Source organism: Telluria sp. RT2P19, from assembly GCF_059685725.1.
The window spans coordinates 91,392-114,838 of sequence record NZ_JCASIL010000020.1 but is presented as its reverse complement, the minus strand read 5'-3'; the positions used below and the strand labels follow the sequence as shown (position 1 = coordinate 114,838).

Below are 23,447 nucleotides of genomic sequence, written 5' to 3'. Positions count from 1 at the left end.
ACGTCTCGATCACCGTCAAGCTGATCGCTCCGATCGCGATGGAAGAAGGTCTGCGCTTCGCGATCCGCGAAGGTGGCCGTACCGTCGGCGCCGGCGTGGTTGCCAAGATCATCGCCTGATTCATCAGGCCCTGATCGTCGGTCGATGCCCCTTGCGGGCGTCTGACCGGCACAACGATGGGGACAGACTTTTTGGTCTGTCCCCATCTGTTTGAGCGGGAACGATGATATACTCCCGCCTCTTGAGCAGTACCGAAGTACCTTTACCACATTGCCGGCAGCAAGCCGGAACGTTCTTTTAAAGGAATTAGCATGTCCGCTCCAAACCAGAAAATCCGTATCCGCCTGAAAGCGTTCGACTACAAGCTGATCGACCAGTCCGCACTGGAAATCGTCGACACCGCCAAGCGCACCGGCGCCGTCGTCAAGGGCCCAGTCCCACTGCCGACCCGCATCCAGCGTTTCGACGTGCTGCGTTCCCCACACGTGAACAAGACCTCGCGCGACCAGTTCGAAATCCGTACGCACCAGCGTCTGATGGACATCGTGGACCCGACCGACAAGACCGTTGACGCACTGATGAAGCTCGACCTGCCAGCTGGCGTCGACGTCGAAATCAAGCTGCAGTAATACCAGATCAAGTGTTGGCGGCATCGACCGCCAGCGCTGCAAGGGCCGGATCGACCGTTCGCGGACGATCCGGCCCTTGTCGTTTGTGGCGCCGGCGCCGTCAACCCATGCGGCGTGCATGACCTGCGCCAGAGCGAACCGCGGAGCATTGCCCACCGTCCTCGCGCATGCTGTAATCGACCGGTTCATTCTCACGATTGCCCATCATGCAGCTTTCATTCGCCTCCACCCTGCGCGCGACGTCCTGGCGCGACCTTGCGGGGTGGGGCCTTGCCTCGCTCTTCATCGTTTCGATGATCAAGGCGCTTGCGCCCGATGCGGCCAGGCCTTTCCTGCGCAGCCTCGGGTTGTCCCTGCCGCTGCTGATGCTGGTAGCGAAGGACATCGCCCATGCGCCCGAAGCCTGGCAGCGCCTGCGCAGTGCGCATGCCGCGCGTGCGCCATGGCATGCGCGGGGGACGGCGCTGCTGCCGCCCGAACTGGTGGGGATGCTCAAGCTCGACCGCCTGCTGTGGATCGGCTGCCTCAGGCGCCTGCGGCGCCAAAGCATTTCCCGCACGCTGCCGGACGGCGTCGCGCTGACGTATCTGGAGCGCGGCGCCTATGGCACCGCGACCGCCGTCGTCTTCGTCAGCATGCTGCTAGAGCTGCCGGTGCACGTCGTGCTGCTGAATCTGTTCGTCGAGGATGCCGGCAAGCTCGCCATATTGCACGTCCTCGGCGCCGTCGCCATGGTGTACACGCTGGCATGGGTGCTGGGCGACCGCTGGCATCTCGGGGCGGGTCACCATGTCATGACGGACGAGGCGCTGCACCTGCGCGTGGGCGCCCGCGCCGAAGGCGTGCTGCCGCTGGCGGCGATCGCCCGCATGGAGAAGGTGGAAGTGCCGCCGCCGATCTGGCGCCGGCATCACGGCGTGGCGCGCCAGGACACGCTGCTGGTGACGCCGTTCGACAAGCCGAACTGCGTGCTGGTGCTCGCCGACGATGCGCGGGTCGACATCCTGCACTGGCAGGCCAGGAAGCGCCTGCCGCGCTACGTGTTCCTGTACCTGGACCGGCCCGAGCTGCTGGCGGCGCGGCTGCGCCGGGCGCAGGTCGACTAGTCAGCGGGACGAGACGCAGGGTAGCGAATACCGATACTGCGCAGTCATCGGTTTCGACGAATGGAGTGACATGGTCTGATGGCCGCATTGCATCGCATTACAGGCATGCAAGCCATCCACTATTTCTACTCTTGCCCAAGCAAATGACCAATTCCGCGCCTGCTCCACTGACCGTTCACCAGCAAATCCTCCGTCGCCGTCTCGACGACGAGATGGAAAAATCGCTTCGTCGCCGCCCTGCGAGCGCCCAGGACCAGTATGCGGAGAAAACCGTGCGTGACGGCGACTGGACCATCCGCGTGCAACCGCCCAGGACACTGCCGCTGGCATTGACCCAGCTGATCCCGCTGTCTTTGAAGGACGAGGGCAACCGCTTGTTCGAGCAGACCCGGGAACTGAACAACCGCTACGCCGGCAGTTCGTTGCGCACCGTCGAGGTGATGCTGGCCGCGGATCCTGAACACCTGGATCTGGGCGCGCGTGCCCTGGCGTGGGGCGAAGAAGTCGCGCGGCAGCTCGCATTCAAGCTGCGCCGCCGCGCCAGCGCCAACCCGTACCGTACCTATGTCGACATGTATAGCGGGGCGATCACCCATATCGACACCATCATGGTGCACGGCGACGACGGGGCGCCTGCCTGGACAAGAAGACTCCGGCGTTACTTCGAGCCCGTCTTCCAGCGCATGCCGAAGCCGTAATGACGGTCCATCAGCTCGTGCGCGCTGGTCATGCCCTGCTGCTGGAAGTACTCGGCCAGCTTGGTGATCACCAGGTTGCCGCCGCGGTTCTCGATCAGCGCGATCGCGCACATGATCTGGCGGTCGCCGCCATCGAGCCTGACCTCGACCGGCGCCTGGCCCGGCGCCGTCACCGTCACCACGCCATTGGTCACGCCCCAGTTGGCCGCGCCTTCGTAGATGAAGGAAAAGATCACCGCGCGCTTGATCTGGTCGAAGCGCTCGCCATTGATGAACAGGTTTTCGCCATTGGCGGCGGCGCCGGTGCGGTCGTCGGCGTCGAGCTGGATGAAGGGCTCGCGCTCGTAGTCGCCGAAGGTATTGCCCAGCGCCTGCACCAGGCCGCGGCGGCCGTCCGCCAGCTCGTACATGCAGCCCAGATCGAGGTCGATGCCGCTACGGCCCTTGCGCGCCGCACCGGCCTTGTTGGCCATCTCGCCGGCCTTGTTGGCGAGGTCGCCCGCCATGCTGGTCAGGCGGTCGAGGAAGCCGCCGCCGCGGGCGGCCGAGGATGCAGGCGGCGGCGATGCCGGCGGTGGCGCGATGGCGGCCTGGTTCCAGTTCAGGTTGACGTGGATGCGGCCATAGCCGCCGCCTGGGCGCTTGTCGAGCGAGACCTTGTCGCCACGCTTGTCGAGCGTGACCTTGGACAGCGAGACCGGCCGTGCCGCGGGCGCCGTGGTCGGCGCCGGCGTGGCAGCCGGCGCGGCCGGCTGTTTCGACCCCGCCTCGGTGCCGCCGAAATGCGCCAGCAGCGCCGACAGCCCGCCATTGAAGCCCTGGCCCACGGCGCCGAAGCGCCACTGGCCGTCGCGGCGGTAGATCTCGGCCACGATCAGGGCCTTTTCGTCGCCGAAGTCGGCGCCCGACCACGGGAAGCGCACCGCGCTGCCCAGGGCCAGCGAGCTGGCGCCGAGCGTGCGCATGGTGGCCGCGCCGTCGATCGCCGCGACGAACACGAGTTTCGCGATCGAGGGTGGCAGCTGGTCGAGGTTGACCGCGAAGCGCGCACGCCCGCCGCCCAGCTCCAGGCGCACGGCGCCCTCGGGGCTGGCGAGCTGGTTGTAGAACACCATATAGCGGTCGTCCGACAGCTTGTCGTTGGCGTCCAGGCCGAAACAGGAAACGTCGACCGAGGCGCCGTTGGCGGCGATCTCGACGTCGACGTTGAAGACGTGGCCGGCGCCGAGGTCGGCCAGCTTGCCCTTTTGTCCGCGTCCAAAGGTAGTCATGAGGGTTCTCCTTCCAGGAATGGTTTGTGGCCCAGGTCGGCGCGCGAGCCGAACAGGCGCGATTGCTCGAGGGTGCGCTCGGCCCAGGCACGGTGGGTGGCGACTTCCTGCATCGCGTCGTCCATGCGAAATACCGCCGGGCTCGAGGCGTCGAGGATGGCGCGCGCCACCGCCAGGTCTTGCGGCGTCACCTTGAAATGCTGCTCGATCGCGGCGATCTGGGTGGGATGAATGGCGGTCTTGCCGACCATGCCGTGGGCCAGGTCTTCGATCACTTCCTGGTCCAGCAGCTGGGGCAGGTCGAGGTATTCGAATACCGGCGCGGTCAGCAGGAAGCCGTAGGGACGGAAAGTCGTCACCAGCCGCGAGATGACCGGGCCGAGCGGCGTGCGATACAAGGTCATGCCGCGCGGACGGCGCAGGCCGAGCAGGGCCAGCAAGTCGTTGCCGCCGATACGCAGCGCCAGGATGCGGTGGCGTACGCCCGGCGCTTCCAGTGCCGCGCGCAGGCCCTGCATCTCGTGGTCGTCGAACGCTTCGGCCGTTTCCAGCGTCGGCATCAAGACGTGTTCGGTGTGGCGCACCAGCTTGAAGTAGTTGTCGAAATTGTGGCGCGTGATCTTCGGCAGCACGAAGCCGGTCAGCTTTTCGGCGCCGGGCATGGCGAGCACGCGCGCCAGGACTTCTGGATTGCGCACCCGCACGAAGCGGTCGGCCGCCACGTCCAGGCGCATGTTCGCCAGCACCACCGACAGGTTGAACAGCGACCAGCTGAGCTCCCGGTCGGAGATCGAATCCTCGGTGCAGAAGATCAGCGAGCGCGCATGCGGCAACCGGTCGCCGTTGGCGATCTCGGTCAGGTTCTTGTGATTGGCCGGCACGTACAGCGACGCGCCCAGTGATTTAGCCATCCGATGCACTCCTGATCAGCGATACTGCGTGGTAGGGCAGGTGCGGGTCGATCTCGACCGGCACCCGTTTTTCTTTGGCCAGCACGGCCAGGTGCGCCACTTCGGCGGCCGCCGGGTCACGCAGTACGACCAGGCGCGGCACGCGGCGCAGCAGCACGCGCGTGGCTTCGCCGATGCCCGGCTTGACCAGGTTGACGTCGGCCACGCCGTAGCGCCGCATGGCGGCGGCGATATAGGTTTGCGAACGCGCGCGCGCAGCCAGCGCGTCGATCGGCGCGGCGCGCGGCAGCTGGTCCGGTTGCGCCAGCGCCAGCGACATTGCCAGCCGCACCAGTTCGTCGACGAACGATTGCGAGCGGTCCACGTCCGCGAACTGCGCGTAATGGACGCAGCCATGGAAGTCGTCGGCGCGCATGTCGTCGTTCATCACGGTGCGGCTCACCAGGCCCGACACCGTGGCGTTCAGGATGCTCGACGGGATCAGGTAGTCGTCGCACGAGGCGGCGCAGGCGGCGGCGCCGGCCAGGTCGGACAAGACGTGCAGGCCGGCGTCGATGTGCGTTCCGTGGCGTACGTTGAACACGTCGATCGAGCTGGCCAGCTCGCGTGCGATCACGCCCTTGCCGGTCCAGCCGTCCACGAAGACGATGCCGTCCGGGCGGTGCCCACGCGCCAGGATATGGCGCAGGGCGGCGGCGTCGATGCCGCGGTCGCGCACGATCGATACCGAGTAATGCACGGCGTCGCGCCCGAACAGCTCGCGCAGCAGGCGCGTGACCACAACGCCAACCGGGGTGCCGCCGCGCGCCAGCGACACGAGCGCCAGGCGGTGATGGCTGCGGGCCGCTATCAGGTGCGCCAGGCGCAGGCAGTCGCGCGCCATGCGCGCATTGTTGGCGCTGCAGGCCTCGTCGAACAACCGCATATAGCGTTCCGACGGCTTGGACTCGGGCGACAGCATCTGGCTGTAGTGGCGGCGGCCGCTCTGGATCAGCGCTTCCTTCTCGGCCACGTCGACGAAATCGCCTTGCGGCAGGCGCCGCAGCAGGAAGCTGACCTCGCCCGCGCGGTAGCTGCCGGAGAAGTCTTGCCAGTCGCTCACAGCGCCCCCACGGTGATGCCGGCGAGCTGGGTGCCGCGCGGGATGATGGCGTAATCGCAGGCGGCCATGAAGCGCGCGTCCGAGCGGCTGTCGCCCATGCCGAAGGTGACGATCTCGCCATGCTCGGCGCGCAGGCGCGCGGTGATGTGGGCCACCGCATTGGCCTTGTTCAGCGCCTTCGGCAGGATCGCAAGATTGTTGCCGTTGCGGTGGATGAAGTAGTCGCGATCGCCATCCTCGATCCACGGCCGTACGACGTCTTCCTCGAGCGGCGCCAGGCGCTCGGCCTGCTTGTCCGGATCCTTCACCACCAAAAAGAACGGGGTCGCGAAATCCTCGATCATGCGCGCGCGGCCGCCATAGCCGGTGCGCTTGCCATGGTCGTCGATGTGGACCGCCAGCTCCTGCAGGCCGGGCAGGGCGGCATGCATGGCCGTGCGCATGCCGTCCAGCCACGGCTGGTCGAGCGCGCCGCCCGGCTCCAGCACCACGCCGCCATAATTGATGACGGCGTAGCTGGCGAACGGCAGCGAGACGCGGCGCAGGCCGTCGAGGTCGCGCGCGGTGGTCGGGATCATCGTCATCCCATCCTGCAGCAGCGCCAGGAAGGAGCGCTGGGCGGGCGTGGTGTACGAACAGATACTGCCGTCCTTGTAATAGGCGGCCGGCTCCAGCCGGTCCGGCGCGTGCGCGCCGCATTTGCCGAAGGTCTGGAACAGCGTGTCGTCCAGGTCAGCGAACAGGAACTTCTTCAACGTGGTCCTCGGACTGGAAGTGGAACAGGCGCGCATCGAGCAGGCGCGCCAGCTGGTGCAGCGCGGGGCCGGGCGCGGTCTCGTGGCAGGCCAGCACGTGGTCGTAGTGGCCTGGCGCGACGTTGTACAGGTAGTTGGCGATGCCTTCGCCGTAGTTATCAGGGAAGCGCAAGACATGGTCCACCGCGCCCCAGGTAAGGATCGGCGAGCGCGTGGTCGACTGCACGACCACGTCCACGCCGTGGCGCTGCAGCGCGGCGCCGAGCAGGGTCGAGGCGTGCATGAATTCTCCGGTGCCCAGCACCAGCACCCGGCTGCCAGGGGCGAACTCGCCGGCCAGGCGCGCTGCCAGCGCTTCGGGCGACCGCAGGGCGCGCGCGCTGCCGAGGCGCCCGAAGGCAGTGCTGGCGCCGCGGTCGGCGCCTTCTTCGTAACGCTGGGCCGCGCCCTGGTCGGGCGGCAGCGCACCTTGCGCGAAAGTGAATTCACCTTCGATGAGCGCGCCGCTGGTGACCGGCATGCCGAAGCGGCCATCCAGCGCGCCGGTCGCGGCGCGGCCCATGAAATTGGTGATGGTGGCCAGGTGCACGCGCTCGAGGCCCGGATTCAGGCGGCGGCAGGCGGCGGCCAGGTTGACGAAGGTGTTGCCAGTGCTGGCCTCGTCGTCGACCAGCACCAGGGTGCGCGCTTTACGCAGCAGGGCCTGGAGCTCAGGCTCGACCGGCTCGTGCAGGAACTGGCGCGGCGCATGGCTGTGCGCTTCCTCGAATTCGATCAACGCACCAGTGCCGACCCGGTAGCGGGTGGTGTGCAGGAACAGCGCCTGCTGGCCCGGATGGGCGCGCAGCCAGGCTTCGAACACGCCCTGGCCCAGGCCGATCGCGGTTTCCGCCATGGCGATGAAGACCACCGGGCCCTGGACCGCGCCACCCAGCGGCGGCACGGTCGCCGCCAGGCGCTCGTGCACCATCAGCATGGCGGCCGGCCGCGCCGGCCAGTGCTTGCCGAGCACCTTGCTCAGGAACAGGAAGCCGCGCTTGGCGTTGGCGCGCGCGGCGAAGCCGAGCAGGGCGTCGAGTTCGGCGGCGCCGCTGTCGAGGCGCAGGTCGAGCGTGCCGGTCGGCAGCTCGATGCGCTGGCAAGGCGTCGGATGCGGCGCGTTCATGCCAGCTCCGTCGCGACGCTCAGTTCGGCCACCCGCATGCCGTGGCGCGGCGCCGGGATCGCGAGGCCGTCGTAGCCGTGGGCGAAGCCGCGCAGTGCGATGTAGGGCAGGTTCGGGCCGGCAAGGCAGGCCATGCCGATCCCGCCCGACATGCGCGGATTGATCTCCAGCAGGCGCGGGCGTCCGCCGCCTTCGCGGAACTGGACGTTGAACACGCCATTGAGCTGGTAGTCGGCGCATAGGCGCGCGGTGGCGTCCAGGATATCCTGGCGCATGTCGATCAGCTGGCCGCTGCCGGCCTGCGCCAGCTTGCGGCGCACCACGGCGGCCACCAGGCGGCCATGGTCGCCGACGCAGTCGACGCTGTATTCTGAACCGTCCAGGAACTCCATCAGCAGCATGGTCTTGAAGGTGCCGAGTTCACCCAGGCCGCGGCGCAGGTCCTGGTAGCCGATGTGGTACTCCACGCCGCCCAGCAGCAGCGCCGCGCTGCTGCGCTGCTCATCGACGATGGCGAAGCCCAGGCCATAGATGCCGTGCGCCGGCTTCACGCACAGCTTCTTGAATTGCGGGCGCAGCTCGGCATAGGCGGCGTCGAATTCCTCCAGCGTCTCGAAGGGGCGGAAGGCTGCCACCGGCGCGTCCCGCAGCACGGTCTCGGCATAGAAGTCGGCCTTGTCGTGGATGCGTTTCAGCTGCGCCGGCGGGGCGGCGCTGAGCACGCGCGTGCCCACGTCGGCGAAGCGCGCGTGTTCGGCGGCCAGCGTGGTCGCTTCACGGCCCGGCACGAAGACGTCGATCTTGTGGTCGCGGCAGAAAGTGAGGCACCAGTCGATATAGGCGTCACCTTTCAGGCCGGTCGGCTCGACGTGGAATTCATGGGCCAGGCGCGCGGCCGGCGCATGGCGGTTAGGGCTGCTGTGGACGATCGTGTAGCGGCCTTCGGTATCGGCCTCGCGGATCAGCTTGATCGCGGCGTAGACGGACGAGAAGGTTCTGTTGTACCAGACGCGCATGGGACTTTTCAGGTAAATGATGGGTGGTCCCGCGGCGGGCATGCCCGGGTGGTACGGCCCGCGCCGACAAGCGGCGCGGGCACAGGGAGTATCCTGCTGCGGCTTAGACGTTGACGCCGAACGAGCGGGCCAGCGGACCGAGGCCGCCCTTGAAGCCCTGGCCGACGGCGCGGAACTTCCACTCGCTGCCGGCGCGGTACAGCTCGCCGAAGATCATCGCGGTTTCGGTCGAGCTGTCCTCGGACAGGTCGTAGCGCGCGATCTCGGCTTCGCCGGCGGCGTTCAGGCAGCGGATATAGGCCTTGCTCACCTGGCCGAAGCTCTGGCGGCGCGCCTCGGCGTCGTGGATCGTGACGCAGAACGAGACCTTGTCGATGTCGGCCGGGACCATCGCCAGGTCGACGGTCAGTTTCTCGTCGTCGCCCTCGCCCTGGCCGGTGGTGTTGTCGCCGGCGTGGACCACCGAGCCGTCGCTCGATTTCAAGTTGTTGTAGAAGATAAAGTCGGTATCGCCGCGGACCTTGGCGTCGGCCTTCAGCAGGAAGGCGCTACCGTCCAGGTCGAAGGCAGAACCGTCGGTCGAGCGGGGATCCCAGCCGAGGCCGATGATGACCTTGGTCAGGCCCGGTGCTTCCTTGCTCAGGTTGACGTTGCCGCCTTTTTGCAGACTGATTGCCATGCGAACTCCTTTTCCGTTGAGGGATGAAATGGACGGCGATATGCGTGCCGCCATCGGGATTGCATCCGCCAATATAGGCGGTAATTGATCAATTGTACATGGGGCCGGGCTGGCCGGATTTCAACATTTTTCATAGGGGTATGTACGTACTTACGCTGCAGCCAGGCCCAGGAATGTCACATTTCCCGATTTGGAGGATCAGGCAAAAACTGTCCGGTTTCCGGCAACGGAAGAGCATGGGCGAACCTGATACTGGGTGCTCTTCCACCCCACCCTGAAGGAGCACCCATGAACAAGATCGCACTCGTTACCGGCGCCAGCCGCGGCCTTGGCCGCAACACCGCCCTGCACATCGCCAGAAAGGGCGGTGATGTCATCATTACTTACCAGAGCCGCGAGCGGGACGCCCAGGCCGTGGTCGACGAGATCCGCGCCATGGGCCGCCGGGCGCTGGCGCTGCGGCTCGATGTGGGCGACGTGAGCGGCTTCCCGCTGTTCGTCGAACACCTGCGCGCCGCGCTTGGCCAAACCTGGGGCCGCGACAGCTTCGACCATCTGGTCAACAACGCCGGCCACGGCGACGCCGCGCCCTTCGAGGAAACACGCGAGTCCCAGTTCGACCGCCTGGTCGACGTCCACTTCAAGGGCGTGTACTTTTTGACCCAGGCGCTGTTGCCGCTGCTGGCCGACGGCGGGCGCATCGTCAACCTGTCGAGCGGCCTGACCCGCGTGTCCTATCCGGGCTTTTCGGCCTACGCCGCGGTCAAGGGCGCGGTCGAGATCCTGAGCGTGTACCTGGCCAGGGAGCTGGGTAGCCGCGGCATCGCGGTCAACACAGTGGCGCCGGGCGCGATCGAGACCGACTTCCTGGGGGGCGCCGTGCGCGACACGCCGGCCATGAACGCGGCGTTCGCCGGCATGATCGCGCTCGGCCGGGTCGGCGTGCCGGACGATATCGGTCCGATGGTCGCCAGCCTGCTGGGCGAGGACAACCGCTGGATCACTGGCCAGCGCATCGAGGTCTCGGGCGGCCAGGTCATCTGAATGCCGCGCCGGGGCCCCGGCCCCGGCTACTCACCATCCATGCAAGGAGCGCCCATGACCTCCGATAACCCTTTCCTGCCCCTGTCCTTGATCGCCGGGCCTGCAATCCTGACCAATGCCTGCGCCATCATGCAGAACGGCGCCGCCATCCGCTACAGCCTGGCGATTACCCACCTGCGCGAGTTCCGTGCCTCGCTGGCGGCCGGCGACGAGCGATTCACCCGGCTGTATGCCGACACCGCGCTGGCGGGGCAACTGGCCGAGCGCCGCATCGCGCTGCTGCTCGGGGGCCTGAACCTGCTGTATGCGGCGGTCGGCCTGTTCGGCTTGACCAGCTTCGCAGCGCTGCTCGGCGCCTTCATCGCCGCCAGCCATGCCGGCGCGGCTGCGCTGGCTGCCCAGGTCATGGTAGTCGCCGGCGGGCTTGGCCTGTGCCTGCTGGTCGGCGCCATCGCCGCCTTTCTGCGCGAAAGCGCCCTGGGCACGGCCCTGATGCGCCTGCACCGGCGCTTCGAGTGATGGCGGCGCTCAGGCCGCGGCGTGCAGCCGGGTCTGGGCCGTGACCTCGCGCACCGGGGGCATGCCGAACATGCGCCCGTACTCGCGGGTAAACTGCTGCACGCTTTCATAGCCGACCGCATGGGCGGCGTTGCTCGCATTTTTGCCTTCGGCCAGCATCAGGCGCCGCGCCTCGATCAGGCGCAGCTGCTTCTGGAACTGCAGCGGCGTGAGCGAGGTCACGGCGCGGAAATGCTGGTGGAAGGATGAAGGACTCATGCCGGCCAGCGTCGCCAGCTGCTCCACCGGCATGCGCTGGGCATAGTTCGTGCGCAGCAGCGCCACCGCGCGCGCGATGCGCCGCACCTGGCTGTCCGGCAGTCCCAGGCGGCGGATCGCGGCCCCATGGCGTCCGGCCAGCAGCCAGTAATGGAACTCCCTGATCAAGGCCCCCTTCAGCACCGGGATCGATGCCGGCCGTTCCAGCATGCGCATCAGGCGCAGCGCGACGTCCGCGACCTGGCCCTCGGTCGGTTCCAGCCGCACCGGTGCGTCGTCGCCAGCTTCCACCACCGCGATGTCGGTCATCAGGCCGGCGATGACTTCGGGCGACAGGTCCAGCGCCAGCGCGCAATACGGCGCCGCGACGCTGGCTTGCGTGATCTGGCTGACGGTCGGGACGTCGGCCATGATCAGCAGCGAATCGCCGGCGTTGAAAGTAAACGCCTGGCTGCCCATCGTCACGTGCTTGCTGCCTTGCAGGACCAGGCAGGCGAGTGGCCGCGGGATCTGGTAGCTCAGTTCCGTGCGGGTGGTCGAATGGATCGTGATCAGGCCGGGGATGGGGGTGCGGGCAATGCCGCCGGCATCGGCGTTGTCGTGCGCATGGCGCGACACGGCATCGAGAAGTTGGGGGGCCATGCCGCCAATAGTAGCGCTGCTTTGCGCGCTTGAAAACGCGTTTGGAGGATTGGGCAAAGATTGCCCAGTTTTCGGTAACGGGGGGAGGGCCGGGGCGGCGAAGATGGCATCACCGGCGCGGAGAACATCACGACGGCGCCATCCCCCTGAATCCACAACAAGGAGCCCGACCATGCATACCAACGACACCATCCTGATCGTCCTCTCGGCCGCCGATCACTGGACCCGTCTTGATGGCAGCACGTACGACACCGGCTACTGGGCCGAGGAATTCGTCGTCATCCACGAAAAATTCGTGCAGGCCGGCTACCGGGTCGAGTTGGCCACGCCCGGCGGCGTCGAGCCGACCGCCGACTGGCGCAGCCTCGACGTCCAGTATGGCGGCCCGCAAGCGCCGCGTTACGCCGCCTACCTGGACGAGATCGGCGCCAGCCTGGCCCAGCCCTTGATCCTCGCCGACGTCGACGTGTCGCGCTATGTCGCGGTGGTGATCCCGGGCGGCCACGGCCCGGCCGAGGACCTTTACCGCGACGCCGACATGGCGCGGGTGCTGTTCGAGGCCGAACGGACGGACAAGGTGATCGGCTCGGTATGCCATGGCCCGGCGGCGCTGCTCAGCGCGATCAGGGACGACGGCGGCTGGCTGTTCGCGGGCCGCCGCCTGACCGGCTTCAGCGACGAGGAAGAAATCGCCTTCGGCACCGCAGACAACGCCCCCTGGCTGCTGGCCTCGCGGATGCGCGAGCTGGGCGCCCGCTATGAACGCGGAAACGCGGACTGGGCCCCGTTCGCGATCACCGATGGCAGGCTGGTCACCGGCCAGAACCCGGCGTCGAGCGCGGCGACCGCCGACGGCGTGCTGGCGGTCCTGGCCAGAACCGCCTGAGGGATCAGGCGGCCTTCGCCTCTTCTCCGGCCCGAGGCGGCGCGGCCGGCTGGTCCGCCGGCCGCGCCGCCGTGACCGGTTCGCGCGCCAGCCGTACCGCCTGCACCGGCAGCGCCAGCGCCACGCCACGGCCCTCGAGTCCGCCGAGGATGCTCAGGTAGATTTCCTGCTGCACATCCATGTACACGCCATAGTCGACGTTGTCGACGTAGTACACCACCTCGTAGTTGAAGACGGGCGCCGCGATGCTGTTCAGGTGGGCGCGATCGAAGCGCACCTGGGGCTGGGCCAGGACGATCTCCTTGAGCATGGCCGGCAGCTCGCGCAGCACCGCAGCCGGGGTCTCGTGCGACACCCCGAAGGAGAAAACGACGCGGCGAGATTCCATGCGGCGCAGGTTCTGGACCCGGCTCTTGAGCAGGTCGTTGTTGGAAAACACGATCTGCTCGCCGCTCAGGCTGCGCACGCGGGTGGTCTTGAGGCCGATCTTCTCGACCGTGCCGAGCATCTTGTCGACGATGATGAAGTCGCCCACCACGAAGGGCTTGTCCAGCACGATCGAGAGCGACGCGAACAGGTCGCCCAGGATGCTTTGCACCGCCAGCGCGATCGCGATACCGCCGATGCCGAGGCTGGCCACCAGGGTGGTGATGTTGACGCCCAGGTTGTCCAGCACCATCAGGGCCACTACTGCCCACAGGGCCACTCGCACCAGGAAGGCGATCGCGGCCGAGGAGGTGATGCGGTCCGGGTCCTCGTTGCGCTGGGCGCGCGTGGCGGCCAGCCAGGTGCGCAACGCGCGGTCGCCCCAGATCGCGACCTGGAACAGCAGCGCCGTGATGGCGATGCGGCCGATGAACAGATGCGCCTTGTCGGGCAGGGCCAGGAAGCTGGCGCCGGCATAGAGGCCGACGATGACCAGCACCAGCAGCTTGGTCGAGCGCAGCGCGGCAACCGCGATGTCGTCCCATTTGGCGTCTGTGCGCGCGGCCAGTACCCCCAGGCGCCGCGCCAGGATCGACTTGACGGCGTCCAGCCCGGCCGCCACGGCCACGACCACGACCAGCGCGACCAGCCAGTCGGCCACCGGATTCTTGAGAATGACGTATTCCATCACTGTTCTATTTCCCTTTGCAATCAATATTCAAGCTTCAGGCGGCGGAGCGTTCTGCCGGCGCATCCTCCTGGCCGGAGGATGGCAGCGTCGCCAGCGCGGCCAGGAAGTCGTCGCCCCAGCGCGCCACGTCGCGGTCGTTGACGATCGCGGCCATGCGTCCGGAGCGGTAGGCGACCTCGTCGGCGCCCATGGTCAGCGCCTGGTACAGGGTCGCGCTCATCGCGTTGCGGTCATAGGGGTTGACGAGCAGCGCGCCGTGCAGCTCGACCGCGGCGCCGGCGAACTCGGACAGCACCAGCGTGCCCGGACGGCCGGCGGCGTGGCGGGTGGCGACGTACTCCTTGGCCACCAGGTTCAGGCCGTCGCGCAGCGGCGTGATCCAGGCGACATCGCAGGCGGCGTAGTGTGCCACGACCTCTTCGAAGGGCAGCGAGCGGTAGAAGTAGCGCACCGGCACCCAGTCCAGGGTCGAGAAGCGGCCGTTGATGCGGCCCACGGTGCGGTCCAGTTCCTCGCGCAGGCTGTCATAGATCTCCATGCCCGACGCCGCCGGCGTGATGATATTGATCAGCATGACCTTGCCCAGCAGTTCAGGATGCTGTTCCAGCATGCGTTCGTAGGCCTGCAGTTTTTCCAGCGACCCCTTCACGTAGTCGAGGCGCTCGATCGAGATGATGCCGGTGCGCCCGTCCAGGTAGTCGTCCCATTCGGTGATCTGGCGCTGGACGTCGTCGCTCTTGACCAGGTGGTCGATCAGCTGCGTGTTGGTACCGACCGGATGGGCGCCCAGTGTGACCCGGCGTCCGCCCACTTCGAGCGCGCCGTGCATGCGGTCGACACCGAGCGCGCAGCCGAAGGTGAGGTAGCGCGGCGCGCACGGCACCGCAAAGCCCACCTCGACCGGCGCGCAGGAGCGGGCGGCGTCGACGAAGTTCTCGACATAGCGCGGGATATGGAAGCCCACATAGTCGCATTGCAGCAGGCTGCCGATGATGTCGTTCCTCCACGGCAGGATGTTGAAGACGTCGCTCGACGGGAAGGCGGTGTGGTGGAAGAAGGCGATCGTCAGGTCGGGCCTCAGCGGCCGCAGGAAGGCCGGCACCATCCACAGGTTGTAGTCGTGGATCCAGGCGGTGGCGCCGGGCGCCGCTTCGCGCGCGGTCTGTTCGGCGAACAGGCGGTTCACTTCAAGGTAGCGCTCCCAGTGGTCCTGGCGGAATTCAGCTTTGTCCGGGAACGAGAAGATGATCGGCCAGAACGCCTCTTTCGAGAATTTTTTGTAGAACTGGTCGATGTCGTCCGCGGTCAGCGCAATCCGCGCCGCTTTCAGTTGTGGGTAGCGCTGCGCGTCGACCGCGACATGGGGGATGAATCCGGCTGGCGTTCGGCTGGCCTGCTGCGACCAGGCCACCCACGAGCCCTTGCGCCCGCCGGCGAAGAAGCTGAGCAGCGTCGGCATGATGCCGTTCGGGCTTTTCGGACGGCGCTGGCAGGTGACGCCGTTTTCCACGACTTCATCGTAGGGCAGGCGGTGGTAGACCATGACCAGCTCGGCCTCGCCATAGGAGGTCGCCTCGAGCGCAGCGCCATCGTCGTCCAGGCGCAGGCCGTGGCGATCAAAAGCCTGCAGGATGCCGCCGCAGCCGGCGGCGTCGGCCACCACCACGCGCGGCATCTTGCGCACCGCCTGTACCAGTGCCGGCTCGGCGGCGCCGACCACCACGCCACGAAAGCCCGCTTCGAACATCGACAGGTCGTTCAGGGTGTCGCCGGCGACCACGATATGGCCCGGATCGAAGCCGGCCACCTCGGCCAGGCGGCGCACCGCCACGCCCTTGCCGACGCCGCGCGGCAGCACGTCGAGGTAGCGGCCGGCCGAGAACAGCAGGTCGCAGCCGAGCGCATCGACGGCGGCGCGCAGCGCGGGCGTGATCGCCTCTTCGGTGGCGTAGAAGGACACGCGGCGTTCCTGCGGCACCGACTGGCGCACCAGTTCGGGGAAGTCGGCCAGCGCTTTCAATACCGCCTGGCTGCCCGGCCAGCGCGCCGCGATGTCATGGGCCAGGGGTTCCACCGGCCGCAGGTCGGCGTCGACGATGGTGGCGCCGACGTCGGCGATGATGTAGTGGGGGCGGGGAACGGTCGGGTCGGACAGCAGGGGAATCACGGTTTCCAGGCCGCGGCCGGTGACGAATACCAGCTTCGCATCCGGCAACGCCCCGGAAAACAGTTCGCGGATGCGGCGCCGCGCCTCGTGCGTGCCGGCCAGCAGCGTGCCGTCGAGGTCGGTGGCGAGCACCAGGCGTGAGGGATCGAGCTGGCGTGGCCAGTGTCGGGATTCGATGACGGTCATTCTTCATCCTTTGCAGCGATGCGTCCGCCCACTGCAGCCGGGGGCTGGGTGACGGACCGGGTCTGGGCTCGCGATGGTGGCCGGGGAGGCGCGCGGGCCGGAGAAAAGGCGGGCGGTGCGGATCGGCGCTCATGTTCTATATGGAATACGCGATCGACACACCGGTGTCCGCCAGGCGGAAGAAGGCGGGAAACGCCGGCATGGCTGCCGGAGAACCACGTGCGCCAGGTGCGCGCGACGTTTCTCGTCTCCGAAGTACATTTGTACAATAGCATTTCAAGGCGGCATCGACAACCCATGATTTCCCAGCGTGGCCAGCCTTGGCTCGCCATCAATACGCCGACCAATCTGCTGGCAGGCGAAAAAAGCTATTGCAAAACTTCAAGCAGGCCTCGTATAATTCGGCTCCCCGGGCGGTTAGTTCAGCTGGTTAGAATACTTGGTCGACATCCAAGGGGTCGCAGGTTCGAATCCTGCACCGCCCACCAGACTTCCAGATCGCAGGCTCCCAGTAATGGTCGTAGCCTGTAGAGAAAAGGCGCAGCGGTGCGCCTTTTCTGTGCCGTTCAGCTCGAACGGATTCTTCTTTCTCCAGATACTGCGAAATGCGCAACAGGCCGGTCTCGACTCCGATTTTTCCTGTTGCGCCGAAGCCTTTTGCGCGCTATACTAGCCGGCTTCGGTATGGGTGCCTCTTTTATTGCCCATATTATTTAGTAGTTCAACTACCCCCGCCCAATCGTAGGTGGGAATGGAGAAAAAATGAGCTTGGGCCTTCTCGGTCGCAAGGTTGGCATGATGCGTATCTTCACGGATGACGGCGATTCGATCCCTGTCACTGTGCTGGATGTGTCGAACAACCGTGTCGCACAAATCAAAACCCCTGAAACTGATGGCTACACCGCAGTCCAGGTCGTCTACGGTCAGCGTCGCGCCTCGCGCGTGAACAAGGCTGCCGCCGGCCACTACGCCAAAGCTGGCGTCGAAGCCGGTACGATGCTGAAAGAATTCCGCATCGATTCCACCAAAGCCGCCGAACTCAAAGCCGGTGACACCATCGATGCTTCGATGTTCGAAGTGGGCCAGAAAATCGACGTGCAGGGCACCTCGATCGGTAAGGGCTACGCCGGTACCATCAAGCGTCACAACTTCGCCTCGGGTCGCCAGACCCACGGTAACTCGCGTTCGCACAACGTTCCTGGCTCGATCGGTATGGCCCAGGATCCAGGCCGCGTGTTCCCAGGCAAGCGCATGACCGGTCACATGGGCGACGTTACCGTCACCACCCAGAACCTGGAAGTCGCTCGCATCGACACCGAACGTCAGCTGCTGCTGATCAAGGGTGCCGTTCCTGGCGCGAAGAACGGCCAAGTGGTCGTCAAGCCAGCTGTCAAAACCAAAGCCAAGAAAGGAGCGTAAGCATGGAACTGAAGCTCCTGAATGAGCAAGGTCAAGCTGGCGCCAACGTTGCAGCCACCGACGAAGTGTTCGGTCGTGAATACAACGAAGCCCTGATCCACCAGATCGTCGTCGCCTACGCCGCCAACGCACGTAGCGGCAACCGCAAGCAGAAGGACCGTGAAGAAGTCCACCACACGACCAAGAAGCCATGGCGCCAAAAAGGTACCGGCCGCGCTCGTGCTGGTATGTCGTCGTCGCCTCTGTGGCGCGGTGGTGGTCGTATCTTCCCGAACACCCCGGACGAGAACTTCTCGCACAAAGTTAACAAGAAGATGTTCCGTGCAGGTATCTGCTCGATCTTCTCGCAACTGGCTCGCGAAGACCGCCTGAACGTGGTCGAGAACCTGTCGATCGAAGCTCCAAAGACCAAGCTGCTGTCGCAAAAGCTGCAGAGCATGGGCCTGGAATCGGTCCTGGTGATCACCGACACCATCGATGAGAACCTCGAACTGGCATCGCGCAACCTGCCGCACGTGCTGGTCGTCGAGCCGAAGCACGCTGATCCGATGTCGCTGGTGTTCTACAAAAAAGTCCTGGTCACGAAAGCTGCTCTGGCCAAGATCGAGGAGATGTACGCATGAGCGCCGCAATCAAATTCAGCGAAGAGCGCCTGATGAAGGTGCTGCTGGCTCCGATCATTTCCGAGAAGGCTACCTTCGTCGCGGAAAAGAACGAGCAGATCGTGTTCAAGGTCCTGCCTGACGCGACCAAGCCAGAAATCAAGGCTGCCGTCGAGATGCTGTTCAAGGTCGAAGTGGAATCGGTGCAAACCGTGAACCGCGAAGGCAAGCAAAAGCGTTCGGGCCGTTTCACCGGCCGTCGCAACCACACCAAGCGTGCTTTCGTGTGCCTGAAGCCAGGCCAGGAAATCAATTTTGTCGAGGAGGCTAAATAATGGCACTCGTTAAGATGAAGCCAACCTCCCCAGGCCGTCGCGGCATGGTGAAAGTTGTGACCGAAGGCCTGTACAAAGGCCGTCCGCTCGCAGCCCTGGTTGAAAAGAAATCGAAAACTGCCGGCCGTAACAACAACGGTCACATCACCACCCGTCACAAGGGCGGTGGCCACAAGCAGCACTACCGTCTGGTCGACTTCAAGCGCCAGAAGGACGGCATTCCTGCCAAGGTCGAGCGTATTGAATATGACCCGAACCGTACCGCGCACATCGCACTGCTGTGCTACGCGGACGGCGAGCGTCAGTACATCATCGCCACCAAGGGCATGGCTGTCGGCGACGCGGTCATGAACGGCGCGGAAGCTCCGATCAAGGCCGGTAACTGCCTGCCAATCCGCAACATCCCGGTCGGTACCGTGATGAACTGCGTCGAAATGCTGCCAGGTAAGGGTGCCCAGATGGCCCGTACCGCCGGCGCCGGCGTCGTGCTGATGGCCCGTGAAGGCACCTACGCCCAGGTCCGCCTGCGCTCGGGTGAAGTTCGTCGCGTGCACATCGAGTGCCGCGCGACCGTTGGCGAAGTCGGCAATGCCGAACACAGCCTGCGCAAGATCGGTAAGGCTGGCGCGATGCGCTGGCGCGGTGTTCGTCCTACCGTCCGCGGTGTGGTCATGAACCCGGTCGATCACCCGCACGGTGGTGGTGAAGGTAAAACTGCAGCCGGCCGTCACCCAGTGTCGCCATGGGGCCAGCAGACCAAGGGCAAGCGTACGCGTTCGAACAAGCGCACGTCGTCGATGATCGTTTCGCGCCGCGGCAAGAAATAAGGATAAAAAATGACTCGTTCATTGAAAAAAGGGCCGTTCATTGACGCCCACCTGGTGAAAAAAGTCGAAGCCGCGCAAGCGACCAAAGACAAGAAGCCAGTCAAAACCTGGTCGCGCCGCTCGACGATCTCGCCAGACTTCATCGGTCTGACGATCGCCGTGCACAACGGCAAAGTGCACGTGCCTGTGTACGTGTCGGAGAACATGGTCGGCCACAAGCTCGGCGAATTCGCGCTGACCCGTACGTTCAAGGGCCACGCCGCTGACAAGAAGGCGAAACGATAATGGAAACTAAAGCAATCCTCAAAGGCGTGCGTCTGTCGGAACAAAAAGGCCGCCTGGTCGCCGACATGATCCGTGGCAAGAAAGTTGACGCAGCACTCAACATTCTGCAGTTCAGCCCAAAAAAGGGTGCCACCATCATCAAGAAGGTTCTCGAGTCGGCAATCGCCAACGCGGAACACAATGATGGCGCCGACATCGACGAACTGAAAGTGGTTCAGATCTATGTCGAAAAGGGCCCGATCCTGAAGCGCTTTACTGCACGTGCAAAAGGCCGCGGTGATCGCATTTCCAAACAATCCTGTCACGTTTACGTGACTGTCGGTAACTAAGGAGTCATACGATGGGTCAGAAAATCCACCCAACCGGCTTCCGCCTGGCGGTCACCCGTAACTGGGCATCGCGCTGGTATGCTGGTAACGGCAACTTCGCTGACATGCTGAAGGAAGACCTGGAAGCGCGCGCTTTCCTGAAAAAGAAGCTGAAAAACGCTTCGGTCGGCCGCATTGTCATCGAGCGTCCTGCCAAGAACGCACGCTTCACCATTTACTCGTCGCGTCCTGGTGTCGTGATCGGTAAAAAAGGCGAAGACATCGAAGTGCTGAAGTCGTCGCTGACGAAGATCATGGGCGTGCCTGTGCACGTCAACATCGAAGAGATCCGCAAGCCAGAGATCGATTCGCAGCTGATCGCCGATTCGATCTCGCAGCAGCTCGAAAAGCGCATCATGTTCCGTCGCGCCATGAAGCGCGCGATGCAGAACGCCATGCGCCTGGGCGCCGTCGGCATCAAGATCATGTCGTCGGGCCGCCTGAACGGCATCGAAATCGCACGTACCGAATGGTACCGCGAAGGCCGTGTGCCTCTGCACACCCTGCGCGCCGATATCGACTACGGCACCAGCGAAGCATCGACCACCTACGGCATCATCGGCGTCAAGGTCTGGGTCTACAAGGGCGACCGCTCCCCAACGGGCGAAGCGCCAGTGATCGACACCCCGCCGGACGAGAAGAAGCCACGCGGCCCACGTCGTGACGACGGCAAGCCAGGCAGCCGTCCACGCCCAGGCGCGAAGCCAGGTGCCGCTCCAGCGGGCCGCCGCGCCGCTGCCAAGCCGGCAGCTGAGAAAGCAGGAGAATAAGCATGCTGCAGCCATCGCGCAGGAAATATCGTAAAGAGCAGAAAGGCCGTAACACCGGCATTTCGCACACCCGCGGCACCGCTGTGTCGTTCGGCGAATTCGGTCTGAAGGCAGTTGCCCGCGGCCGTATCACCGCACGCCAGATCGAGGCGGCCCGTCGTGCCATGACCCGTCACATCAAGCGTGGCGGTCGTATCTGGATCCGTATCTTCCCGGACAAGCCGATTTCGAACAAGCCGGCCGAAGTCCGTATGGGTAACGGTAAGGGTAACCCAGAGTACTACGTCGCTGAAATCCAGCCAGGCAAAGTCCTGTACGAGATGGACGGCGTCGCTGAAGAACTGGCGCGCGAAGCGTTCCGCCTGGCCGCTGCCAAACTGCCACTGGCTACCACTTTCGTGGTTCGCCAAGTTGGCCAATAACAGGAGTTGAATATGAAAGCATCGGAACTCCGCGGCAAGGACCAGGAAGCGCTGCAAAAGGAGCTGAACGAGCTGCTGAAGGCCCAGTTCGGTCTGCGCATGCAAGTCGCTACCCAGCAGCTCGGTAACACCGCGCAGCTGAAGAAAGTACGTCGCGATATCGCGCGTGTGAAGACTGTGATGAACTCGAAGGAAGCCAAATGAACGACACCACTAAAACGGCGCTGAAGCGTACGCTGGTCGGCAAGGTCGTGTCCGACAAAATGGACAAGACGGTGACCGTCCTGATCGAGCGTCACGTCAAGCACCCGCTGTACGGCAAGATCATCGTGCGCTCGAACAAGTATCACGCGCACGACGAAGCGAACGAAGCGAAAATCGGTGACACCGTCGAGATCGCAGAAGGTCGCCCGATCTCGAAGACGAAGGCGTGGACTGTGACCAAAGTGTTGCAAGTCGCACAGGTACTGTAAGTACTCGTAAAATTTGTCTTGCGTGGCCCGCTGGTATCTGAGATACTAGCGGGCTTCGTTCATGTGTTGCCGCAGTTATCCCCCGCGGTACAGCGGCCTGTAACGAAAGTGTTATTGGAAAGTCCAATCACCCAAACATGGGGCTCCAGCAGGGGCGTCATGGCGGGACCAAGACTGACCGCAGGCCCACGGTTTTCCGTGGGGTTTTCTACGGCTTAAGTTGGGAAAGAAAATACTATGATTCAAACCGAAAGCCGGCTCGAAGTAGCCGACAACACCGGTGCCAAGGAAGTTCTGTGCATCAAGGTGTTGGGCGGCTCGAAGCGCCGTTACGCGAGCATTGGCGACATCATCAAGGTCACCGTGAAAGTCGCTGCCCCACGTGGCCGCGTCAAAAAGGGTGAAATTTACAATGCCGTGGTTGTGCGTACCGCCAAAGGTGTGCGCCGCCAGGATGGTTCCCTGGTCAAGTTCGACGGCAATGCCGCTGTCCTGCTGAACGCCAAGCTGGAGCCAATCGGTACCCGTATCTTCGGACCGGTCACGCGCGAACTGCGTACCGAGAAGTTCATGAAGATCGTGTCGCTGGCACCTGAAGTTCTGTAAGGATTCGACATGGATAAGATTCGTAAAAACGACGAAGTCATCGTTCTGACCGGTAAGGACAAGGGCAAGCGTGGCGTCGTTCAAAAGCGTGTAGACGCTGAACACGTTATCGTCGAAGGCGTCAACGTCGCTAAGAAAGCGACCAAGCCGAACCCGATGACCGGTGTTACTGGTGGTATCGTCGACAAGACTATGCCGATTCACGTGTCGAACGTTGCGCTGTTCAACGCTGCGACCGGCAAGGCAGATCGCGTTGGCTTCAAAGACCAGGACGGCAAAAAAGTCCGCGTCTTCAAGTCGAACGGCGAAGTAGTGAAAGGGTAATAAGAAATGGCCCGTCTCCAAGAGATTTACAAAGACAAAGTCGTTGCCGAGCTGACCGAGAAATTCGGTTACAAGTCGGTGATGGAAGTGCCGCGCCTGACCAAGATCACCCTGAACATGGGTCTGTCGGAAGCTGTCGCCGACAAGAAGATCATCGAGCACGCAACCGGCGACCTGACCAAGATCGCTGGCCAGAAGCCAGTCGTGACCAAGGCTCGCAAGGCAATCGCAGGTTTCAAGATCCGCGAAGGCTACCCGATCGGCACGATGGTGACCCTGCGCGGCGCCCGCATGTACGAATTCCTGGATCGTTTCATCACCGTGGCCCTGCCGCGCGTGCGTGACTTCCGTGGCGTCAGCGGCAAATCGTTCGATGGTCGTGGCAACTACAACATCGGTGTCAAAGAGCAGATCATCTTCCCAGAGATCGACTACGACAAGATCGATGCACTGCGCGGCATGAACATCTCGATCACCACGACTGCTAAGACCGACGAAGAAGCCAAAGCGCTGCTCGCCGCCTTCAAATTCCCGTTCAGGAACTAAGAGCATGGCAAAACTTGCACTGATTAACCGCGAACAGAAGCGTGCAGACTTGGTGGCGAAATTCGCCCCGAAGCGTGCAGCTCTGAAAGCAATCATCGACGACCAGTCGAAGTCGGAAGAAGAACGTTACGAAGCGCGCCTGAAGCTGCAAGCGCTGCCGCGTAACTCGGCCCCGACCCGCCAGCGTAACCGCTGCGCCATGACCGGCCGTCCACGTGGCACTTTCCGTAAATTCGGTCTGGCACGTACCAAACTCCGTGAGTTCGCCATGAAGGGCGAAATTCCGGGTATGACCAAAGCTAGCTGGTAATAGGAGAAT

General features: G+C 64.5%; 31 protein-coding genes and 1 tRNA gene. 22 read left to right on the top strand and 10 right to left on the bottom strand.

Annotated elements, in window-relative coordinates; all coding sequences use genetic code 11:
• The 4 genes from AC56KW_RS21500 to AC56KW_RS21485 all read left to right on the top strand — a co-directional run.
• Window positions 1-119 (top strand): EF-Tu C-terminal domain-related protein (locus AC56KW_RS21500; protein ID WP_497172691.1); only part of this gene is annotated, 119 nt, incomplete at its 5' end.
• A 192-nt stretch (window positions 120-311) separates the two neighbouring features.
• On the top strand, window positions 312-629 hold the full coding sequence (gene rpsJ, locus AC56KW_RS21495; protein WP_005663509.1) for a 30S ribosomal protein S10: 318 nt from the start codon (window positions 312-314) through the stop codon (window positions 627-629).
• A gap of 206 nt (window positions 630-835) precedes the next feature.
• Window positions 836-1,735, top strand: coding sequence for a hypothetical protein (locus AC56KW_RS21490; RefSeq protein ID WP_497172688.1), 900 nt, complete (start codon window positions 836-838; stop codon window positions 1,733-1,735).
• A gap of 143 nt (window positions 1,736-1,878) precedes the next feature.
• Window positions 1,879-2,433 carry a hypothetical protein gene (locus tag AC56KW_RS21485; protein WP_497172687.1) on the top strand — a complete coding sequence of 185 codons (555 nt, stop codon included), beginning with the start codon at window positions 1,879-1,881 and terminating at the stop codon, window positions 2,431-2,433.
• Here AC56KW_RS21485 and AC56KW_RS21480 read toward each other — a convergent pair.
• The 7 genes from AC56KW_RS21480 to AC56KW_RS21450 all read right to left on the bottom strand — a co-directional run bounded on the left by AC56KW_RS21480 (window position 2,394) and on the right by AC56KW_RS21450 (window position 9,332).
• Entirely contained in the window at window positions 2,394-3,704 is a 1,311-nt protein-coding gene (locus AC56KW_RS21480; protein WP_497172686.1) for a TerD family protein, read from the bottom strand. The genes AC56KW_RS21485 and AC56KW_RS21480 overlap by 40 nt on opposite strands.
• On the bottom strand, window positions 3,701-4,615 hold the full coding sequence (locus AC56KW_RS21475) for an HpcH/HpaI aldolase/citrate lyase family protein (RefSeq protein ID WP_497172685.1): 915 nt from the start codon (window positions 4,613-4,615) through the stop codon (window positions 3,701-3,703). The genes AC56KW_RS21480 and AC56KW_RS21475 overlap by 4 nt, the downstream gene beginning before the upstream one ends.
• Entirely contained in the window at window positions 4,608-5,717 is a 1,110-nt protein-coding gene (locus tag AC56KW_RS21470) for a cysteine protease StiP family protein (protein ID WP_497172684.1), read from the bottom strand. The genes AC56KW_RS21475 and AC56KW_RS21470 overlap by 8 nt, the downstream gene beginning before the upstream one ends.
• Window positions 5,714-6,472, bottom strand: coding sequence for an HAD family hydrolase (locus AC56KW_RS21465; protein WP_497172683.1), 759 nt, complete (start codon window positions 6,470-6,472; stop codon window positions 5,714-5,716). Before AC56KW_RS21465 ends, AC56KW_RS21470 begins: the two co-directional genes overlap by 4 nt.
• Window positions 6,450-7,637, bottom strand: a complete 1,188-nt coding sequence (locus tag AC56KW_RS21460; RefSeq protein ID WP_497172682.1) for a phosphoribosyltransferase domain-containing protein — start codon at window positions 7,635-7,637, stop codon at window positions 6,450-6,452. Before AC56KW_RS21460 ends, AC56KW_RS21465 begins: the two co-directional genes overlap by 23 nt.
• Window positions 7,634-8,653 (bottom strand): ATP-grasp domain-containing protein, encoded by a 1,020-nt coding sequence (locus AC56KW_RS21455; protein WP_497172681.1) that lies wholly within the window; start codon window positions 8,651-8,653, stop codon window positions 7,634-7,636. The genes AC56KW_RS21460 and AC56KW_RS21455 overlap by 4 nt, the downstream gene beginning before the upstream one ends.
• Before the next feature lie 103 nt (window positions 8,654-8,756).
• The gene (locus AC56KW_RS21450; protein WP_497172680.1) at window positions 8,757-9,332 is read right to left on the bottom strand and encodes a TerD family protein; all 576 of its coding nucleotides are present in this window, start codon (window positions 9,330-9,332) and stop codon (window positions 8,757-8,759) included.
• A 288-nt stretch (window positions 9,333-9,620) separates the two neighbouring features.
• On the opposite strand from AC56KW_RS21450, the gene AC56KW_RS21445 reads away from it, so the two are divergent.
• Together AC56KW_RS21445 and AC56KW_RS21440 are read left to right on the top strand one after the other, a co-directional pair.
• The gene (locus AC56KW_RS21445) at window positions 9,621-10,376 is read left to right on the top strand and encodes an SDR family NAD(P)-dependent oxidoreductase (protein ID WP_497172679.1); all 756 of its coding nucleotides are present in this window, start codon (window positions 9,621-9,623) and stop codon (window positions 10,374-10,376) included.
• 54 nt (window positions 10,377-10,430) lie between these two features.
• The gene (locus tag AC56KW_RS21440) at window positions 10,431-10,895 is read left to right on the top strand and encodes a hypothetical protein (RefSeq protein ID WP_497172678.1); all 465 of its coding nucleotides are present in this window, start codon (window positions 10,431-10,433) and stop codon (window positions 10,893-10,895) included.
• Between the two features lie 9 nt (window positions 10,896-10,904).
• On the opposite strand, the gene AC56KW_RS21435 is transcribed toward AC56KW_RS21440, so the two are convergent.
• Window positions 10,905-11,795, bottom strand: a complete 891-nt coding sequence (locus AC56KW_RS21435) for an AraC family transcriptional regulator (RefSeq protein ID WP_497172677.1) — start codon at window positions 11,793-11,795, stop codon at window positions 10,905-10,907.
• Window positions 11,796-11,967: 172 nt separating this feature from the next.
• Here AC56KW_RS21435 and AC56KW_RS21430 point away from each other — a divergent pair, with 172 nt between their 5' ends.
• Window positions 11,968-12,681 carry a type 1 glutamine amidotransferase domain-containing protein gene (locus AC56KW_RS21430; protein ID WP_497172676.1) on the top strand — a complete coding sequence of 238 codons (714 nt, stop codon included), beginning with the start codon at window positions 11,968-11,970 and terminating at the stop codon, window positions 12,679-12,681.
• A 4-nt stretch (window positions 12,682-12,685) separates the two neighbouring features.
• Here the strand turns inward: AC56KW_RS21430 and AC56KW_RS21425 are convergent, their stop codons facing one another.
• Window positions 12,686-13,795: a mechanosensitive ion channel family protein gene (locus AC56KW_RS21425; RefSeq protein ID WP_497172675.1), complete on the bottom strand. Its 1,110-nt coding sequence runs from the start codon at window positions 13,793-13,795 to the stop codon at window positions 12,686-12,688.
• 37 nt (window positions 13,796-13,832) lie between these two features.
• Complete coding sequence (ggpS, locus tag AC56KW_RS21420) at window positions 13,833-16,151, bottom strand: glucosylglycerol-phosphate synthase (RefSeq protein WP_497172674.1); 2,319 nt, start codon at window positions 16,149-16,151, stop codon at window positions 13,833-13,835.
• A gap of 411 nt (window positions 16,152-16,562) precedes the next feature.
• On the opposite strand from ggpS, the gene AC56KW_RS21415 reads away from it, so the two are divergent.
• From AC56KW_RS21415 to rpsN, 15 genes are all read left to right on the top strand, one after another.
• Window positions 16,563-16,639: transfer RNA gene (locus AC56KW_RS21415), tRNA-Val, on the top strand.
• A 274-nt stretch (window positions 16,640-16,913) separates the two neighbouring features.
• Window positions 16,914-17,570: a 50S ribosomal protein L3 gene (rplC, locus tag AC56KW_RS21410; RefSeq protein ID WP_497172673.1), complete on the top strand. Its 657-nt coding sequence runs from the start codon at window positions 16,914-16,916 to the stop codon at window positions 17,568-17,570.
• A gap of 2 nt (window positions 17,571-17,572) precedes the next feature.
• Window positions 17,573-18,193 (top strand): 50S ribosomal protein L4, encoded by a 621-nt coding sequence (gene rplD, locus AC56KW_RS21405; RefSeq protein ID WP_290420457.1) that lies wholly within the window; start codon window positions 17,573-17,575, stop codon window positions 18,191-18,193.
• Window positions 18,190-18,507, top strand: coding sequence for a 50S ribosomal protein L23 (rplW, locus tag AC56KW_RS21400; RefSeq protein ID WP_123069936.1), 318 nt, complete (start codon window positions 18,190-18,192; stop codon window positions 18,505-18,507). The genes rplD and rplW overlap by 4 nt, the downstream gene beginning before the upstream one ends.
• The gene (gene rplB / locus AC56KW_RS21395) at window positions 18,507-19,334 is read left to right on the top strand and encodes a 50S ribosomal protein L2 (RefSeq protein ID WP_497172672.1); all 828 of its coding nucleotides are present in this window, start codon (window positions 18,507-18,509) and stop codon (window positions 19,332-19,334) included. Before rplW ends, rplB begins: the two co-directional genes overlap by 1 nt.
• A 9-nt stretch (window positions 19,335-19,343) precedes the next feature.
• Entirely contained in the window at window positions 19,344-19,619 is a 276-nt protein-coding gene (gene rpsS, locus AC56KW_RS21390; protein ID WP_137172337.1) for a 30S ribosomal protein S19, read from the top strand.
• A complete protein-coding gene (rplV, locus tag AC56KW_RS21385) occupies window positions 19,616-19,948 on the top strand; it encodes a 50S ribosomal protein L22 (RefSeq protein ID WP_210735950.1) in 333 nt (110 codons plus the stop codon). The genes rpsS and rplV overlap by 4 nt, the downstream gene beginning before the upstream one ends.
• Before the next feature lie 11 nt (window positions 19,949-19,959).
• The gene (gene rpsC, locus AC56KW_RS21380; RefSeq protein ID WP_005663458.1) at window positions 19,960-20,757 is read left to right on the top strand and encodes a 30S ribosomal protein S3; all 798 of its coding nucleotides are present in this window, start codon (window positions 19,960-19,962) and stop codon (window positions 20,755-20,757) included.
• A 2-nt stretch (window positions 20,758-20,759) separates the two neighbouring features.
• Window positions 20,760-21,179, top strand: a complete 420-nt coding sequence (rplP, locus tag AC56KW_RS21375) for a 50S ribosomal protein L16 (RefSeq protein WP_005663456.1) — start codon at window positions 20,760-20,762, stop codon at window positions 21,177-21,179.
• Between the two features lie 12 nt (window positions 21,180-21,191).
• Window positions 21,192-21,383 carry a 50S ribosomal protein L29 gene (gene rpmC / locus AC56KW_RS21370; protein WP_497172671.1) on the top strand — a complete coding sequence of 64 codons (192 nt, stop codon included), beginning with the start codon at window positions 21,192-21,194 and terminating at the stop codon, window positions 21,381-21,383.
• Window positions 21,380-21,652, top strand: a complete 273-nt coding sequence (gene rpsQ, locus AC56KW_RS21365) for a 30S ribosomal protein S17 (protein ID WP_005663453.1) — start codon at window positions 21,380-21,382, stop codon at window positions 21,650-21,652. The genes rpmC and rpsQ overlap by 4 nt, the downstream gene beginning before the upstream one ends.
• 237 nt (window positions 21,653-21,889) lie before the next feature.
• Complete coding sequence (gene rplN / locus AC56KW_RS21360; protein WP_005663451.1) at window positions 21,890-22,258, top strand: 50S ribosomal protein L14; 369 nt, start codon at window positions 21,890-21,892, stop codon at window positions 22,256-22,258.
• 9 nt (window positions 22,259-22,267) lie between these two features.
• Entirely contained in the window at window positions 22,268-22,582 is a 315-nt protein-coding gene (gene rplX / locus AC56KW_RS21355; protein WP_005663448.1) for a 50S ribosomal protein L24, read from the top strand.
• Between the two features lie 6 nt (window positions 22,583-22,588).
• Window positions 22,589-23,128 (top strand): 50S ribosomal protein L5, encoded by a 540-nt coding sequence (gene rplE / locus AC56KW_RS21350; protein ID WP_159627940.1) that lies wholly within the window; start codon window positions 22,589-22,591, stop codon window positions 23,126-23,128.
• Between the two features lie 4 nt (window positions 23,129-23,132).
• Complete coding sequence (gene rpsN / locus AC56KW_RS21345) at window positions 23,133-23,438, top strand: 30S ribosomal protein S14 (protein WP_497172670.1); 306 nt, start codon at window positions 23,133-23,135, stop codon at window positions 23,436-23,438.
• Window positions 23,439-23,447 lie beyond the last annotated feature (9 nt).